18 protein-coding genes and 2 pseudogenes are annotated in these 14,486 nt (G+C 60.1%); 10 read left to right on the top strand and 10 right to left on the bottom strand.

The window, feature by feature from the left end:
* Window position 1: 1 nt before the first annotated feature.
* Entirely contained in the window at window positions 2–982 is a 981-nt protein-coding gene (locus BB934_RS43315) for a tripartite tricarboxylate transporter substrate-binding protein (protein WP_237050882.1), read from the bottom strand.
* Between the two features lie 63 nt (window positions 983–1,045).
* Window positions 1,046–1,254: pseudogene (locus BB934_RS50000) on the bottom strand (tripartite tricarboxylate transporter permease); the annotation flags it as partial.
* A 254-nt stretch (window positions 1,255–1,508) separates the two neighbouring features.
* Here BB934_RS50000 and BB934_RS43305 point away from each other — a divergent pair.
* Together BB934_RS43305 and BB934_RS43300 are read left to right on the top strand one after the other, a co-directional pair.
* On the top strand, window positions 1,509–2,213 hold the full coding sequence (locus tag BB934_RS43305; protein WP_173909578.1) for a GntR family transcriptional regulator: 705 nt from the start codon (window positions 1,509–1,511) through the stop codon (window positions 2,211–2,213).
* Window positions 2,214–2,241: 28 nt separating this feature from the next.
* The gene (locus BB934_RS43300; RefSeq protein WP_099515757.1) at window positions 2,242–2,649 is read left to right on the top strand and encodes a (R)-mandelonitrile lyase; all 408 of its coding nucleotides are present in this window, start codon (window positions 2,242–2,244) and stop codon (window positions 2,647–2,649) included.
* 380 nt (window positions 2,650–3,029) lie between these two features.
* On the opposite strand, the gene BB934_RS43295 is transcribed toward BB934_RS43300, so the two are convergent.
* Window positions 3,030–3,740: an IS6 family transposase gene (locus BB934_RS43295; protein WP_099515756.1), complete on the bottom strand. Its 711-nt coding sequence runs from the start codon at window positions 3,738–3,740 to the stop codon at window positions 3,030–3,032.
* 1,041 nt (window positions 3,741–4,781) lie between these two features.
* On the opposite strand from BB934_RS43295, the gene BB934_RS48145 reads away from it, so the two are divergent.
* Together BB934_RS48145 and BB934_RS43290 are read left to right on the top strand one after the other, a co-directional pair.
* Entirely contained in the window at window positions 4,782–5,063 is a 282-nt protein-coding gene (locus tag BB934_RS48145; RefSeq protein ID WP_157934688.1) for a hypothetical protein, read from the top strand.
* Window positions 5,064–5,176: 113 nt separating this feature from the next.
* Window positions 5,177–5,461: an HU family DNA-binding protein gene (locus BB934_RS43290; RefSeq protein ID WP_099515755.1), complete on the top strand. Its 285-nt coding sequence runs from the start codon at window positions 5,177–5,179 to the stop codon at window positions 5,459–5,461.
* Here the strand turns inward: BB934_RS43290 and BB934_RS43285 are convergent.
* Window positions 5,426–5,653, bottom strand: a pseudogene (locus BB934_RS43285) (DDE-type integrase/transposase/recombinase); the annotation flags it as partial. The gene BB934_RS43290 and the pseudogene BB934_RS43285 overlap by 36 nt on opposite strands.
* Window positions 5,654–5,659: 6 nt before the next feature.
* Between BB934_RS43285 and BB934_RS43280 the strand changes: the two are divergent.
* From BB934_RS43280 to BB934_RS43270, 3 genes are all read left to right on the top strand, one after another.
* Window positions 5,660–6,136 carry an MgtC/SapB family protein gene (locus BB934_RS43280; protein WP_099515754.1) on the top strand — a complete coding sequence of 159 codons (477 nt, stop codon included), beginning with the start codon at window positions 5,660–5,662 and terminating at the stop codon, window positions 6,134–6,136.
* Window positions 6,137–6,333: 197 nt separating this feature from the next.
* Window positions 6,334–6,639, top strand: a complete 306-nt coding sequence (locus tag BB934_RS43275) for a TFIIB-type zinc ribbon-containing protein (RefSeq protein ID WP_099515753.1) — start codon at window positions 6,334–6,336, stop codon at window positions 6,637–6,639.
* A gap of 80 nt (window positions 6,640–6,719) precedes the next feature.
* Window positions 6,720–7,880 (top strand): sensor histidine kinase, encoded by a 1,161-nt coding sequence (locus BB934_RS43270; protein ID WP_099516122.1) that lies wholly within the window; start codon window positions 6,720–6,722, stop codon window positions 7,878–7,880.
* 93 nt (window positions 7,881–7,973) lie between these two features.
* Here BB934_RS43270 and BB934_RS43265 read toward each other — a convergent pair whose 3' ends face one another.
* Window positions 7,974–8,495 (bottom strand): hypothetical protein, encoded by a 522-nt coding sequence (locus tag BB934_RS43265; RefSeq protein ID WP_099515752.1) that lies wholly within the window; start codon window positions 8,493–8,495, stop codon window positions 7,974–7,976.
* 78 nt (window positions 8,496–8,573) lie between these two features.
* A complete protein-coding gene (locus BB934_RS43260) occupies window positions 8,574–8,831 on the bottom strand; it encodes a hypothetical protein (protein WP_157934687.1) in 258 nt (85 codons plus the stop codon).
* A gap of 49 nt (window positions 8,832–8,880) precedes the next feature.
* Between BB934_RS43260 and BB934_RS43255 the strand changes: the two genes are divergently transcribed.
* Window positions 8,881–9,231 carry a hypothetical protein gene (locus BB934_RS43255; RefSeq protein WP_157934686.1) on the top strand — a complete coding sequence of 117 codons (351 nt, stop codon included), beginning with the start codon at window positions 8,881–8,883 and terminating at the stop codon, window positions 9,229–9,231.
* Window positions 9,232–9,615: 384 nt separating this feature from the next.
* Here BB934_RS43255 and BB934_RS43250 read toward each other — a convergent pair whose 3' ends face one another.
* From BB934_RS43250 to BB934_RS43235, 4 genes are all read right to left on the bottom strand, one after another.
* Window positions 9,616–10,215, bottom strand: a complete 600-nt coding sequence (locus tag BB934_RS43250) for an HD domain-containing protein (protein WP_099515749.1) — start codon at window positions 10,213–10,215, stop codon at window positions 9,616–9,618.
* 107 nt (window positions 10,216–10,322) lie between these two features.
* Window positions 10,323–10,841 (bottom strand): SRPBCC family protein, encoded by a 519-nt coding sequence (locus BB934_RS43245; protein ID WP_099515748.1) that lies wholly within the window; start codon window positions 10,839–10,841, stop codon window positions 10,323–10,325.
* Window positions 10,838–11,176 carry an ArsR/SmtB family transcription factor gene (locus BB934_RS43240; protein ID WP_099515747.1) on the bottom strand — a complete coding sequence of 113 codons (339 nt, stop codon included), beginning with the start codon at window positions 11,174–11,176 and terminating at the stop codon, window positions 10,838–10,840. The genes BB934_RS43245 and BB934_RS43240 overlap by 4 nt, the downstream gene beginning before the upstream one ends.
* Before the next feature lie 406 nt (window positions 11,177–11,582).
* Window positions 11,583–12,026 carry an SRPBCC family protein gene (locus BB934_RS43235; RefSeq protein WP_099515746.1) on the bottom strand — a complete coding sequence of 148 codons (444 nt, stop codon included), beginning with the start codon at window positions 12,024–12,026 and terminating at the stop codon, window positions 11,583–11,585.
* A 166-nt stretch (window positions 12,027–12,192) separates the two neighbouring features.
* Between BB934_RS43235 and BB934_RS43230 the strand changes: the two genes are divergently transcribed.
* Together BB934_RS43230 and BB934_RS43225 are read left to right on the top strand one after the other, a co-directional pair.
* Window positions 12,193–13,347 (top strand): adenylate/guanylate cyclase domain-containing protein, encoded by a 1,155-nt coding sequence (locus tag BB934_RS43230; RefSeq protein ID WP_099516121.1) that lies wholly within the window; start codon window positions 12,193–12,195, stop codon window positions 13,345–13,347.
* A 92-nt stretch (window positions 13,348–13,439) separates the two neighbouring features.
* Complete coding sequence (locus BB934_RS43225) at window positions 13,440–14,150, top strand: IS6 family transposase (protein ID WP_099515745.1); 711 nt, start codon at window positions 13,440–13,442, stop codon at window positions 14,148–14,150.
* Window positions 14,151–14,486 lie beyond the last annotated feature (336 nt).

Below are 14,486 nucleotides of genomic sequence, written 5' to 3'. Positions count from 1 at the left end.
GCTACTGCTGCCCCGTCACGCCTGCGCCCTTGATGATCGGGACCCATTTGTCGATTTCAGAGCTGACGAGTTGGGCGAGAGCCTCGGGGGTCTGGCCTGCCTCGTCCGGGAGCTCGGCACCGAGGTCGAGAAGGCGCTTGCGCGTGGTCTCATCCTTCAGGGCGGCCTTGGCCGCGGCATTCAGCTTCGTGACAATGTCCTTGGGCGTGCCCTTGGGTGCGAAGAGCGCGTTCCAGCCCGTCGCCTGGAATTGGGGCAGCCCCTGCTCGGCCGATGTTGGGACGTCCGGGACAACCGGAAGGCGGTTCTGGACTGCGACGACCAGTCCGTTGGCCTGCTTTCCCTGGACAGTCGGCACGATGGCAACCGTCTGGTCACAGACATAATCGACTTGGCCGCCAAGCAGTGCGTTCAGGGCCGGACCCGAGCCGCGGAACGGCACGTGCTGCGGCTTCACGCCCAGAAGGGATTCCATGAACAGGCACGTCAGGTGCGAGGTCGAGCCTACTCCACCCGAGCCGTAGTTCATCTTGGGAGCGTTAGCCTTCAGATAGGCGATGAATTCCTTGAAGTCCTTGACCGGCAAGTCCTTCTTCGCGACCACGAGCATCGGCGTCGACGCCGAGTTCATGATTGGCTCGAAATCGGTGCGTGGGTCATAGGCCAGCTTCGGATAAAGGCCGACGCTCGCCGCTTGCGTTCCCAGGTTGCCCATCAGGATCGTGTAGCCATCAGGCTCGGCCTTGGCGACCCGGGTGACGCCGACGGTACCACCGGCACCAGTGACGTTCTCGACCACGAGTTGCTGACCAAGGGTGCGGCCCATGTGATCGGCCATGAAGCGGGCAACCACATCGGTCGTCCCGCCGGCGGTGAACGGAACCACCAGCGTGATGGGTCGCGTCGGATAGGTTCCCTGTGCCTGTGCAGCGGTCGCAACGAAGCCGAGAGCCGCGGCGAGAGTGAAGACAGCTCGTTTCATGTGCATTTCCTTCCCTGGTTGATTGGCGTTGTCGGATTATCGGCGCCGCACACGCGCCACTCACTACACAACAAAGACCTCGTCCCGTCCCTTCCGGATCGTCGGAAGGAGTGCGAGAGCCAGGATGACAAGCGCCACCGCGAGCAGGCAGGCACTGACAGGCAGGCACTGATCGGATGATCGAGGAATGTCATCATGTCGCCGGGCGAGATGAGGAGCGCCCGTCGCAGGTTCTCCTCCATCAGCTTGCTGAGAACGAAGCCGAGCAGCAAGGCTTAAGCTTGAGCGGACTGAGTGACGTCTCTGAAGCCCGACCGCAGGCGTATTAACCTCAGATCCACGCGCGTTCCTCCTGAAAATGCCGCTGCTTCTTGTGAGCACCTGGTTGGCTGTGAGTAGAACTCTCAGCTTCCATGGAAGTTGGCATACATTGAGAAATGCCAGGAGAAGCCCGTTCTGTCAATCATCCATTCATACTTGCATGGAAGATCCTACATAGGGCAGTGTGAAGCAGGAGGGCACGCTGGTGGATAAGCTGCACGTGCGGGCGACGCGGGAGCCGGAAAAGAAACCGTCGCTGGTCGAGGACGCCTACAAGGCGCTCAAGGACGCGATCCGCAACAATGTCTTTCCGCCCGGCTACCAAGGCTCGGAGCAGGAGATTGCCTTGCGGCTCGGCATGAGCCGTACGCCGGTTCATGAAGCCATTATCCGGCTTCAAGAGGATGGCTTGGTCCGTGTGCTCTCCAAGCGAGGCGTCACGGTTTGCCCGCTCGCCCCGGAAGACATCCGCGAAATCTACGAGGTGATCATTGCAATCGAGGCCATGGCGGCCGAGCTGCTTGCCGCCTTGCCTGACGACGAGCGGCACCTCGTTGCCGACGAACTCGAGGAAGCGACCTCAGACATGGAACAGGCTCTTCGGGACAATGACCTCCTCGCGTGGGCTGCCGCGGATGACCTGTTCCACCGGACCTTGGTGGAGCGCTGTCGCAACAGCCGGATCCGCAGGATCGCCCAGACGGTGACCGACCAAGCCCACCGGGCGCGGATGCTCACGCTCAAGCTTCGATCCAAGCCTACCGGTTCGATCGCCGCCCACAGAGACATCATCGCTGCGATCTGGAAGGGGAAAGCCGCCGAGGCCCACCAACATGCCCGCCAACATCGCATCGGCGCCCGCGATGAACTCGTTCCACTGATCGTGAGCGTCGGCATCAAGCATCTGTGACGCATCCGCTCGAAAGGAAGACGGCTCCATGGATATCCATATTGCAGGGACGTTCCCGACGAAGCACGCTTCGGCCGATGCATTCACGGGAACCGTTTGGCATGACCCCATCATCGATGCCCCGCTGCCCGCCCGAATTCGGGCAAACCGTGTCACGTTTGAGCCCGGTGCCCGAACGGCATGGCACACCCACCCACTTGGACAGACCCTTCACGTGATCCTGGGCGTTGGGCGCGTGCAAACCTGGGGCGGGCCGGTCAGGGAGATCAGGGCTGGCGACACGGTGTGGATCCCGCCGGGCGAGAAGCACTGGCACGGGGCAGCACCCCGAACCGGCATGGTCCACATTGCCATGCAGGAGGCCCTGGATGGCTCCCATGTCACTTGGCTGGAGCACGTCACCGAAGAGCAGTACGACCTGCAATCTGATGCCTGAGTTGCCTAGGTTGGCAAGGAATGCAGTGAAGATCAAAACCTGTCACTAAGCATCGACCATACCGTCTTCTGGCCGTTGCAGTGAGTTGCTAAGGTCAGCCTCAACTGTGGTCTGACGTTGACGACCAAGGTCGCCTTCGGGTCAACTCGCGAATTCTGCTGCCCGCCAGGAACGTCCGGTGTTCCCTTCCAGAGCCGCCATTCGGTTTACCTCCGAGAAGCGCCATTGGGAGACCTTCCAGGCTTGCACTCTCCTTCAGGCTGAGCTCCAAGTTTAGCGAGGCAATTTCCGATAAGGCCCTATATTGGACTAGGTTAGGGCCAAGCTCGACACCGTCAATTTAATGAGCTGAAGGCCAAGCGCCACCCTGGGTCGCCAGATCAGAAGCTCATGGCAACGCCTGTCACTTCGGCCCAAGCAGTAAAGGCCTGGGAGCGGGCTTCGCGATGTTCAGCGGCGTTGCTGTTGGCGGAACTGCGGAAGAGGTTTGCCACCTGATCGTGGGCTGAAAGGAAGCGTTGCGCGTGCCCGGCTGATTTGAAGCGCTTCATGATCCGCTCGCGTCGTCGCGTCGGCTGATGACTGTTTTCCGCGCGATTGTTTAAGCCCTTGTGCTGCCGATGCTCCACACCGGGCATGACAGTTCGCTTTGCGGCGGCGTAGCTAGCGAGCTTGTCCGTGATCATCACTCGAGGAGCTCTGCCCTGCTTCTTGAGCAGCTTGCGCAGCAGGCGCTTGGCGGCCTTCGCGTTGCGGCGGCTCTGAACCAGGATATCGAGCACGATCCCGTGCTGGTCGACAGCACGCCATAGCCAATGCTTCCGACCGGCGATGCTGATCGCGACCTCATCGAGATGCCACTTGTCCCCGGGTGCCGGAAGACGGCGGCGGATCTTATTGGCAAAGTCTTGCCCGAACTTCAGCGCCCACTGCCGGACCGTCTCATGACTGACCAGGATCCCTCGGGCCGCCAGCATCTCCTCGACCATCCGTAGACTGAGCGGAAATCGGAAGTACAACCAGACGGCATGGCTGAGCACTTCAGCCGGAAAGCGATGACGGGCATAGCGGGGATGACGGGTCTTCTTCATCCCTCACATATATCTCATCCGGGTCACCCCGTGGTTAAACTGACGGTGCCCTACAACGTACGGCGTGCGTTGCCTCCGTTCATTATTCACAAACCCGTAGGTTATGCCGGGCAGGTTTGCCGCCACCCGTTGTCGAAGCTTATTAAGATCCATCCGATATTTATCAAACATTGATGCCGTCCTTGGTGGGCTGGGCGATCAACGGTTTGGTGCGAGCAGATCTGATAAATATCGGATGATCGACAAATGCTCCTCAGCGCACCGTTGCTCCCAGATCGACTGCCACCGCTGCGCAAGACGTTATGCCCGTCGTATTGCCCGTGATTTCCGAGGCCCAGACACTGGTCAGGTCCATGCAATCGCGTTTGCAGCCGGGATCGCCGACCTCGATGAGTTTAGGCAATGGCGGATCAGTGCCTGGAATATCCTTACCTATAGACGGCAAGTCTGCCGCTGGTGGCAAAGCGTGTCGCTGCGGCTCTGGTTTTGCCAAGGGACCGTTCGCGGAGTGGTAGCCCTTGGGTCGATCACAAAGACCGAATTTGAGACTGCCTTCGGGTCACGTTGGCACTATACCCTGCGCCGAATCGATCCGGAGGCCCTGTTCGACGAACTATACGCAGTCGTTCGGCCCGGTAGCATCATGCAAGACGACGCCGATCATGCTCGCTATCAGCCTCGCCAGATGACGGTACGTCCACGCCGCACCCGCACGGGCCAAAAGCGATCAGCACCTACCAGACACCCAGATCCAATCGATGAGCCTATGCCAATTCTCATAGGTTAATTTCATAGGCACGGAGAATACATTTCAGGTGGAAATGATCCCTTGTCGTAAGGACAATTGCGAAAGCATGCGCCGCGCGTGACTGCACTATCGAGTGAGATAAATTCAAATGGAAGTGCTCAGTGACTTCATGGGCATTGAGCCACTCCACTTGAGGTCTTGGCAGCAGTGGGTTTACCTTAAATAGGAACTCAGTCTGGAAATCCCTGCCTTTAGCCCTCATATGGGTCGGTTTACCACCGAAAGGACATCCTTTGTTCGAGAAGAAAGACAGCTATACCCCTACGGAAGCGAAGCGGGCCTACGATCACCTGGACCGGTTTGTTGCCGAGAAGACCATGAGCCCACGACAGGCAGGTGCTCATCGCAGGCACATCGCTAACCACACTCGGGTCGCGTTGAAGTCTTCCTATACTGCGCGAGCCGCACAACGTGCGAAGACCGAGATCGTGAAGCTGACGGAAGCTGGGACAATCACCATAAAGTCAGCAGCGGCATATCGGGCGCATATTACCAAGCGTACCCAAGCAGCTTGATCTCCATGCAGCAGGGCGGTCTCACAACCGCCCTTACCCCCATCTCTTGACGGCTTCCAGCCCCTCTGGCAACTTTGCAAAAGTTAGCATCAGATCAACGGCTTACACCAGATATGATCAAATCCGAACTGGTTCAGAAGCTCGCTGAGCAAAACCCGCACTTCTACCAGCGTGACATCGAGAAGGTTGTAAATGCGATCCTCGACACCATCGGTGATGCTCTTGCACAGGGTGGTCGGGTCGAGCTTCGTGGCTTCGGCACATTTGCGGTCAAAAAGCGCGGTGCTCACACTGGGCGCAATCCGGTTCTGTCGCGAAATTTCGATTCGGGACAGAAAGAGGGCTATTCCACCCGCAAGGCGCTACGCAGCCAGGATGTTGAACTGCTCGGCCAGTGAAGGCTGCGGATTGCGAGCATACTTCGCCTGCTGTTTGCGCATCATGTGAACCATCTCGATCCCACCCAAGACGGCGCGAGCACTCTCCAATGCCTTGAAGCCGAGCATTGGCCGAACCCGACGTTTCACGGCACGATGATCCTGCTCGATCCGGTTGTTCAGATAGCGGCTTTGGCGGATCCGGATCGGTTTTAGCTCATGGAACAGATTGAGCACATGTTAGAGTCGCTTCGAGTCTTGCCTCACGTGGCCGCCTTGGCCTTTGCCTATGTGCTGGCCTTGCCTATCGGATGGGATCGCGAGCGAAACGAACGCAGTGCCGGATTGCGTACCTTCCCGCTCGTGGCTGTTGCAAGTTGCGGGTTCGTTCAGGCGACAGAAGGCATTACCGGGAACTCGCTGGAGGCGCAGGCGCGGATCATCGAAGGCCTGATTACCGGCATCGGCTTCATTGGCGGCGGCGCCATCATCAAGCAATCCGGCGCCGTGCAGGGAACTGCCACAGCGGCAGGCCTGTGGGCAACGGGGGCGGTCGGAGCTGCGGTTGGCCTTGGCAGCTACGATGTCGCCATCGTGGTCACCCTGTTCACGATCTTCACCTTCCGCGTCCTGTCCCCAGTGAAACAGCAGAAGACGCCCGACGACGATCTTGGCTCGCCGTCGGGCTCCTCATGAAGTGGGCCCGGGGTGCGGTCAGGCTTGAAGGCCACTCTCCACGCACCCATGTGTTCTTTGCGGGCCGGGCCCCTCTGACAACCACGGTCGTGTGGCTGTGATGTCGGACCGCAGCAAGAATGCCTGGTGCTCATCAGTGTAAGACTGATTGGTGGTCTGGGCTCGTGATCCGATTGCCAGCCTGAGGAGGTCCGCCTATGACCAGCGCCGCCGGTATGCCATGTCCTGTCTGCCAGGTTTCCCTCGTGATGAGTGAGCGACAGGGCGTCGAGATCGACTATTGTCCCCAATGTCGTGGTGTTTGGCTCGACCGCGGGGAACTCGACAAGATCCTCGAGCGGAGCGCCCAGGATGCGCCTTCTGCTCCAACGCAGCAGCCTTCGTTTTCAAAGCCGCAGTATGATCAGGGTCACGATCGGGACTACGCCCAGCCCTATGGGCATGGCCATCAGTACGGACACTCCAAGAGGAAAAAGTCCTTTCTTCAGGAGTTATTCGACTGAGCCTCTCGAAAGGCTGAATGGAAAAGGCCCCCGAAACGGGGCCTTTTATTCGTCCACAGTCGCATCGGATCGGATTGCCCATGAACGAGTTTCACGAGAACAAGGCGGACACCCCTGAGCGAACTGTCGCCGAACGGCACATCGAAGCCGTGCGGCAGCAGGGTGGCCTGTTCGTCGAGGCTGTCCGGCGGACCCGCATGCCGATGCTCGTGACCGATACCACCTTGCTCGGCAACCCCATCGTCTTTGCCAACCAGGCGTTCGTCGACCTGTCCGGCTACACCATGGACGAGTTGCTTGGTCAGGACCCGCACTTCATGAACGGCGGGGGCACCGACCCGGAGGCCATCCGGCGCTATCAGGCTGCAATCACACAAGGGCGGGACGAAACCCTGGAGATCCTTCAGTACCGGAAGGACAGCAGCCCGTTTCGGGCGATGCTGTTCGCCAGCCCGGTGGATGACGGCCAGGGCACCGTCACCAATCATTTCCTCTCCTACCTCGACATCACCCGCCGCTACGACGCGGCGGAGGAAAACCTTCGGGCCCTCGCTTCAGAATTGGAGGTCCGGGTCGCAGCTAGAACCGGGGAGCTGAAAGCCGCCAACACGAGGTTGTCGGCGCTAGTCACTGAGAGGGAGATGCTGCTGGTGGAAGTCAACCACCGGGCCAAGAACAGCCTGGCCATCGCGGCTTCCCTCCTCGGCATCCAGGGGCGGCGGCAGCCTGACCCGGCCGTCAGGGCCCTCTTCGAGGAGGCCCAGGATCGTCTCAACGCCATGGCGCGGGTGCACGACCTTCTCAGTAGGTCGGAAAGGGCTCAGCACATCGATGTGTCCATGTACGTGGCCGATCTGTGCGGCGCCTTGAGACCCCTCACTGGGGACGATGACCGTGTGAGCCTGAAGGAGGACATCGACCAAGGCATCCTGGTGGACGCCGATACGGCGGTCCCGCTCGGCATCGTGCTGACCGAACTCATCACCAATGCCGTGAAGTACGCCTTTCCGACATCAAGGTCGGGAACGATCCACGTTCGGGCGCGCCGCAGTCAACCAGGGTGGGTTGAACTGACGGTCCGGGATGATGGGATCGGGATGTCCAGCCTGCGGGAAGGATCGCTCGGCTACGGCCTGGTCCGGTCGCTTGTTCAACAGGTCGGCGGCGAGATCGACATACGGAACGATGCCGGACTGGTAGTGACGATCTCATTCCCTGAGGCGGCGCAACAGATCGCTTAATTCCGAGAAGTCGCTTTGTGGAGCCAGATAGGATTTCAATTCGGTGCGTTCGGAAGATGATTCCCCAGGTGCCCACTCTGCTCCTGTGAACATCTAGTCTACCTCCACTCTGAAGGGAGCCGCGGCCAGCCGGCGACAACATGAAGTTACTTTCACGGGAATCCACCGTCCGGCATTTGGGAATGCAGTGGCAATGGCATTACGCCCTCCCTTCAGGCATAGGCTCCAACCGCGGGATGGCCGGTAGAGGCTGAAGGTCATGGGTGTGCTCGACAGGCTGATGTGGAGCATCCCGATGGGTGAGGCGCCGATCCGGAAGAAGCCGACGAACTCGCTCGTGCTGAGAAGCCCTTTCTGCAGTTTCTGCGAGAATGTTGCGCCATCAGGGAGCGCATTGGTGAGGGTCAGGGTCGAGGTGTCGAAGTCGAAGGTCTGCCAGGACATAGCAAACGGCTCGGCCGGATCGGCCTCTTGGATCCTCCCCTCGGCGTTGGATGTGACATGCGAGAGCGTGGCGCAATGAAGTCGCGCGGCTTCAGCAGGGTCGCCGAACAGCGCTGCGCCGGCGGTCAGGACGGCCGCGAGATGCGCCGAAGTCACCTTGGCGATCCTCATCGGAGGCTTACCGAGAACCGTGCGATGCACTCAAACCAACAATAACGCTCGCATGGCCGGAAACCACGCCAAGGCAGATCACAAATGGGGGAAGATCGCTTGACCGATGCCTCGACGACGCAACCGCATAACGGGAGCATCCTGCGGGATCATGGCGGCAGCACGCTTGGGCATGGCCGCCCTGGCGGATGGCGACGGCCTGTCGGCGGCCGAGGATCCGGCGGACATGATCCAGGGTGCCCCAAACGCTGGCGCGACGATTTCAATGCCCGGCCAGCGACAGGCATCGACGTCAAAATGGGAGCCGATCATTTTCTGCTTCAGATCGGGATCCACTCCGCTATCGTTGGTGCGAAGGCCAATGCTGAGCGAGCGGAGGAATTTGATGCGAGTGCCGGCAATCCTGCTGATGGGCATTGTCCTGTCAGCCTGCGTTTCGTCAAGCGGTTCGCCATCCCAGCCCGTTCCGCCAGCCAATCTCGGATCGACACAGGCAGCACCTCCCGTGCCCCCGGCCGCCATCCCGGTGGCCCTTCCGCCAGGATACACCCGGCACATCACCTACAGCGATGGCAGGTTCACTCTGCCGGACGGCTCAACGGTGTCGGCCGATCCCAATGGCGGGTTCACGATCTCCACCGGGGCCTATATTCCACCCGATGGAGCAGGCGGAATCATTCTCCCGAACGGGGCGCGCTGCATTTCGGACAATGCGCGGGGCTACTTCTGCCCCTGAGGCCTCCCTCCTCGGTCGGTTGTTTCCGTCAAGCCGGCTGTTCGACCGACAGCCCGCCACCTGCATGTCCGCTGAATTGTCATCCGCCGCCTCGAGCGTTCGTCAAATGCGTCGAGCTCGAATCCAGCAGAAGCAGAACAATGGACAACTGCCTCGCTAGAGTTCGCTCTGGGATTCCATGCCCAGCATCTACCGCCTCCGGAAAGTCTTGTCTCCCAGTCTTGAGCGGACGTTCAAGCTCATTCTCGGGCGTGCCATTTGGAGACCTTCCGTGCGTGGAGGCTGTTGCGTGCTATATCCGTCAATAGCTTGCGGCACGAATTCGGGTAAGGTCGCTTTTGGGACGAGTTGCAAAGCGCGGTCTCAATAACTCTCAACTTATCGCTACGCCTTTGCACGCTTGCCGAAATGCTGCCGAACCAAGGTCGACGCTACTTGCCACAAAAGGGCCGAGCCTCCCTCAATCGCTGGGCCGTAACGTTCCATGACCTGTTGCTCGGAGACGCCGTTCTCCGTCCATGTGCCCCCGTGGGTTAGGGTATTAAGAAGCAGCGGCTGTAGGCGATCCAGGGCCTTGGCAAAGCGCGCATTTGGCGTCTCGCCAGCTTCGAATTCGAGCCACAGCGAGAGAAATTCCTGGCCTTGCTCGGGCGGAAGCAGTCCAAAGATCCGCTCGGCTGCTGCACGTTCCTCTTGTGCCAACACGGCTTTGTCCCTGCCTGTGGCGTGGATCGGTGTGTCTCCGGCATCAATCTCAACAATGTCATGCAAGAGCAGTAGCTTGGCAACGTACAGGGCATCCACGTCCTTGGCATGTTCCGATAGAACCAAGGCAAACATTGCAAGATGCCACGAATGCTCGGCTGAATTCTCCCGGCGGGTGTGATTGATCAGTGGTGACTGCCGCATAACCGACTTCAGCCGATCAAGTTCAGATAGGAAGGCAAGCTGCCTTCGAATGGTTTCTACTGCATCGGTCGTCACAAGAGGCACCTTACTCGTACGAAAGGGCAGTTAAGAGACCCTGAGGCAGTTGGCATACGGGTTCCGAACGAGTACCAGGCTGCCTCAAGGTTCGTCGTGAAAAGTGCTCAGCCCTCTTTCCTCTGTTCGTTAAGGGTCAGAAGAAGTTCATCCAGACGTTCCAGGGTTGAGGTCAGACCCTCCTTCATTCCCATATCAATGACCTTCTGAAGGTCATTGGGTGACTTGTAGGTAACGATCGTCTGTACCAGGGTGCGCCCGGGAGCATCCGTGAACGTGACATCCCAGTTCGATCTCGGCAGCTCGGCACTCAGGGAACCGGATTCGTCACTGAAACCATCAAGAGCCGTGTAATGATTGATCGGGCTGATGGTCTGATAATCCATGCGGCCCCAGTACTCCTGCCCATCAGGATCGACCATGGCATAGTGCCAATGCCCACCTTCTCTGAAATCCATGGTCTTGGTTTTCGTCGTGAGCGGTTTGGGTGCGAACCATTGGTCGAGCAACTCGCTTTTCGTATGGCAATCCCAGACCAGTTTTCGTTTGGCAGCGAACTCTCGCCTGATCGTCATGGTGTTGTTTTCTTTGTCGACAAGGAAGTCAAACTGCAGGTCAGCTTTCATTGTTTTTCTCCGCTCAGCCCTGATAACAGGTTGTCGAGGTTGTGATATCGGCTTTCCCAAAGTGCACGTTGTTCACCAAACCACCGTTCGGCAGCAGCCAGCTTCCTAGGCTTTAGTGTGCACGTGCGGACACGGCCGATTTTCTTGGAGCCAACCAGACCCGATGCTTCGAGCACTGCGATATGTTTCACGAATGACGGCAAAGCCATATCGAATGGCTCGGCCAGCTCACTCACTGTCGCCGGTCCTTGACCGAGCCGCTGAATGACGGCCCTGCGGGTTGGATCGGCGAGCGCGTGAAAGACGGAGTCCAGTGCGGACTGATTGTTTCCCATATGGCTAACTATATTGAGTCTCTATAGTTAGGTCAATGGCTAAGTGTTTCTGCCTCGGAGCTGCTGCGGGCGGACATCCGGCGGGCCTGAGGGGAACCCTACGCCTGGAAAATGGAGCCGGATCCAGGTTGGTGGTCTTTGCTACTGAATGCCGTAGAGAACCGCGGCGGGTACAAACCATGCTGCCTCGACACATCTAGAGCCAGCTCTGGGTCAAAGTGTAACGTAGAGTGGACCGAATGAGGGACCACTTCGCGGGCGACTCCAGAACTTGAGACAAAGGCAGCCCTGAGCGAGAAGGAGACCATCACAGGGTCAGAAACTCAGATGTCAATCATCTCTCTGGCAACCCGTCCTTGCCCGCAAACACCACGTGCGAAGCTGTGCGCTCGTTGCAATGCAGTCATCACGATTTACGCGGCGTGTCGGGTCCCGGGTCGCCACCGGCGGCGGCGACGGCGAGCCTTCCAAGATAATGGGTCCAGCCCTGCTCGTGGCTGGCGCAGGCCTCCGCGTCGGGCAGACCGCTATGGGTCATGCGCAACAGCGTCCCGCCGACTTGGTCGATCAGATCGATCTCGATCAGGCTCGATCCCGGTGGCGTCTTGTCGCGCCCCTCCCAGCCAAAGCTGTAGGCGAGGCGGTGGATTGGGATGACCTCAGTGAACTGTCCGCGGGCGATGTCTGTGCCGCTGACGTTGACGAGATAGAGGCCGCCGGGATGCGGCTCCACGGTCGCCTCCGTGCCGATCCAGCGCAAGATCTTTTCCGGATCGATCAGGAAGGCGAAGACGGTCGCGGGCGGTGCCGCGATCTGGATCTCACGCCGGACCACCAGCGGCTCAGTCATCGGAGACGTCCTTCGGCAAATGCCAAGCGATATTCACGTCGGCCGAGTGTTTGAGACCGGCGTGGCGTCCTCTATTCCTAGTGCAATTCACCTCTCGCGCAAGAAATCTACGTCTTGTAACAATACGACGATGACAGGCGCCGGCCGCAAGTCCATGATCTCCTGCATGCGACTGCCCTCTGCCCTCGCCTGGCTGGTCGATGCGGCTAGCACCGTGGCCGGCGCCGACACCTTCCTGGCGACCCTCGGCGAGCAGTTAATCACCGAGGGATTGCCGCTCGCCGGCGGTGCGCTGACGCTGGCGGCTCCGCATCCGATCATCGCCCGCCGCACCTGGTTGTGGCGGGCGGAAACGGGAGCGGTGATCGAGGCCATCGGCTTCGGGTCTCTTGGCCCCGCCGGGCCTGAGCAGGGAAATGTCGGCCGCGACTGGCTCGTCGGCCTTGGCACTGGAATGGTGGTCGAGGGTGTCGCCGGCTCGGAACCGGATGGTCCGACGTCGGGCAGCCCAGGCTCGAACAGCCCGGTGTTGGGCTGGGCTCTCTTACGGCCACTCACCGCGGCCGAAGCTGGGCTGCTGCATCAGGCGGCGCGTTTCGCTGCGCCGCCGCTCGCCGTCCTTGCCACGCGGTCGACCCTCGCGGCGCTGCTCGAGGCCTATCTCGGCCGACGCAGTGCGGCGCAGGTGCTGGCCGGGCAATTGCGGCGCGGGAGTGGCGAGACCATCCGCGCGGTCCTGCTCTACGGCGATCTACGCGGCTTTACCGCGCTGTCGGAGGCGTTGCCTGCGGAGGCGGTGGTCGCCGCGCTCGACGCTTGGTTCGACCGCATCGCCGGCGCCGTTCACGCCTTCGGCGGCGAAGTGTTGAAATTCACAGGCGACGGCATATTGGCGATCTTTCCGATCGGCCAACGGATCCCATCGGAGGCCTGCGACGCCGCGCTGCGCTCCGTCAGTGCCGCCCAGGCGGGCATGGCCCACCTCAACCAGGCACGCCGCCGCGAAGGCCGGCCGCCACTCCCCTTCGGCATGGCCCTGCATCTTGGCGAAATGATGTGGGGCAATATCGGCACCGCCAGTCGACTGGACTTCACCGCGATCGGCCCTGCCGTCAACCTCGTCTGCCGACTCGAAGGGCTGTGCAGGCCCCTCGGTCGCAGCGTGCTGATCTCGGGCGCGGTCGCGGCGGAAATGACGACGGCGTTGATGCCTTTGGGCGAGCACGTATTGCGCGGTATCGCTACGCCCTGCGCGGTCTTCACTCTGCCGGACGAAGGAGACGCCCCGGTCGGCCTTCAGACAACGTCACCTGGTGCCTGACTGCTGTAAGCCGAAGAGGCTACGTCATCCATCAGGACGGTGGAGGTACTGTCAAGTTGGCTTAGGTCGGCGCCTGTGGCAGGGTCGCGGGTATGAGCACCACGTCCAACCCCTACCGCGGCTTCCGCTTTCCGGCTGAGATCATCCATCAGGCCGTTTGGTTATATCACTGCTTCAGCCTGAGCTTGCGTGAAGTTGAGCTGATCTTGGCCGCTCGGGGTATAGAGGTCAGCTATGAGACGATCCGCGAGTGGAGCCTGCGCTTCGGACGCACCTACGCCAAGACCCTGAAGCGGAGGCGGCAGCAGCCCGGGGACAAATGGTTTCTCGATGAGGTGTTCGTGCGCATCCGGGGCAAACTGCATTATCTCTGGCGAGCCATTGATCAGCATGGCAACGTGCTCGATGTGCTGATCCAGAGCCGCCGCAACACGAAGGCGGCGAAGCGCTTCTTTCGCAAGCTGCTGAAGGGTTTGTGCTACGCGCCCAGGGTGATCGTGACCGATAAACTCGGATCCTATGGTGCCGCCAAACGTGAAATCCTGCCGGGCGTGGAACATCGGCAGAGCCGGTATCTCAACAACCGCTGTGAGGTCTCGCACCAACCCACCCGACGGCGAGAACGCCACATGCGGCGGTTCAAGTCAGCCCGGCAGGCCCAGCAATTTCTCGCCACTCATTCTCCGATCCACAATCACTTCCAACTCCGCCGTCATCGCCTGTCTGCCAATGAGTACCGGACTGTACGTGATCACGCCTTCGCCACTTGGCGCGATGCGACCGGTGCTGCCTTGGTTGGCTGATTTGGACTGACATGGAGGCTTCCCTGTGGCAGCTTGGTCTCCCAGACATCAAGTTGACAGTACCGCTGGGACAAGGATCCATTTGAGCAGATGAGCCATAGATGTTCCTTTTCGCGTGAGGTCTCGGCCCACTTTCAATTACCCACATTTCTGACTTAGCAGCAGTGCTTGCCTGACCAGCACCAAGCGTGATTCCTTGGTGAGCATCTCCTCATCTGTGAGAGGTGTCCCATGGACAGGGCTCTGTCTCGGCTTTCCCGTGATCTCGCTGATCTCTGCGCGCCGGGCATACGCCGGACGGCCTCCTATTCGCTCCCACGAGGCGGCGCGGGAGCT

Origin of the sequence: Microvirga ossetica (assembly GCF_002741015.1) — a bacterium.
GTDB lineage: Bacteria > Pseudomonadota > Alphaproteobacteria > Rhizobiales > Beijerinckiaceae > Microvirga > Microvirga ossetica.
This window is presented reverse-complemented; position numbering and strand designations above follow the sequence as displayed.

Excerpts from the sequence above, each read along its gene's own strand:
- BB934_RS43235 (WP_099515746.1), bottom strand. The coding sequence starts at position 12,026 with ATGACTGAGCCGCTGGTGGTCCGGCGTGAGATCCAGATCGCGGCACCG.
- BB934_RS43225 (WP_099515745.1), top strand. The coding sequence starts at position 13,440 with ATGAGCACCACGTCCAACCCCTACCGCGGCTTCCGCTTTCCGGCTGAG.
- BB934_RS43300 (WP_099515757.1), top strand. The coding sequence starts at position 2,242 with ATGGATATCCATATTGCAGGGACGTTCCCGACGAAGCACGCTTCGGCC.
- BB934_RS43280 (WP_099515754.1), top strand. The coding sequence starts at position 5,660 with ATGGAACAGATTGAGCACATGTTAGAGTCGCTTCGAGTCTTGCCTCAC.
- BB934_RS43245 (WP_099515748.1), bottom strand. The coding sequence starts at position 10,841 with ATGAAAGCTGACCTGCAGTTTGACTTCCTTGTCGACAAAGAAAACAAC.
- BB934_RS43230 (WP_099516121.1), top strand. The coding sequence starts at position 12,193 with ATGCGACTGCCCTCTGCCCTCGCCTGGCTGGTCGATGCGGCTAGCACC.
- BB934_RS43270 (WP_099516122.1), top strand. The coding sequence starts at position 6,720 with ATGAACGAGTTTCACGAGAACAAGGCGGACACCCCTGAGCGAACTGTC.
- BB934_RS43240 (WP_099515747.1), bottom strand. The coding sequence starts at position 11,176 with ATGGGAAACAATCAGTCCGCACTGGACTCCGTCTTTCACGCGCTCGCC.
- BB934_RS43295 (WP_099515756.1), bottom strand. The coding sequence starts at position 3,740 with ATGAAGAAGACCCGTCATCCCCGCTATGCCCGTCATCGCTTTCCGGCT.
- BB934_RS43265 (WP_099515752.1), bottom strand. The coding sequence starts at position 8,495 with ATGAGGATCGCCAAGGTGACTTCGGCGCATCTCGCGGCCGTCCTGACC.
- BB934_RS43290 (WP_099515755.1), top strand. The coding sequence starts at position 5,177 with ATGATCAAATCCGAACTGGTTCAGAAGCTCGCTGAGCAAAACCCGCAC.
- BB934_RS43255 (WP_157934686.1), top strand. The coding sequence starts at position 8,881 with ATGCGAGTGCCGGCAATCCTGCTGATGGGCATTGTCCTGTCAGCCTGC.
- BB934_RS43275 (WP_099515753.1), top strand. The coding sequence starts at position 6,334 with ATGACCAGCGCCGCCGGTATGCCATGTCCTGTCTGCCAGGTTTCCCTC.
- BB934_RS43315 (WP_237050882.1), bottom strand. The coding sequence starts at position 982 with ATGAAACGAGCTGTCTTCACTCTCGCCGCGGCTCTCGGCTTCGTTGCG.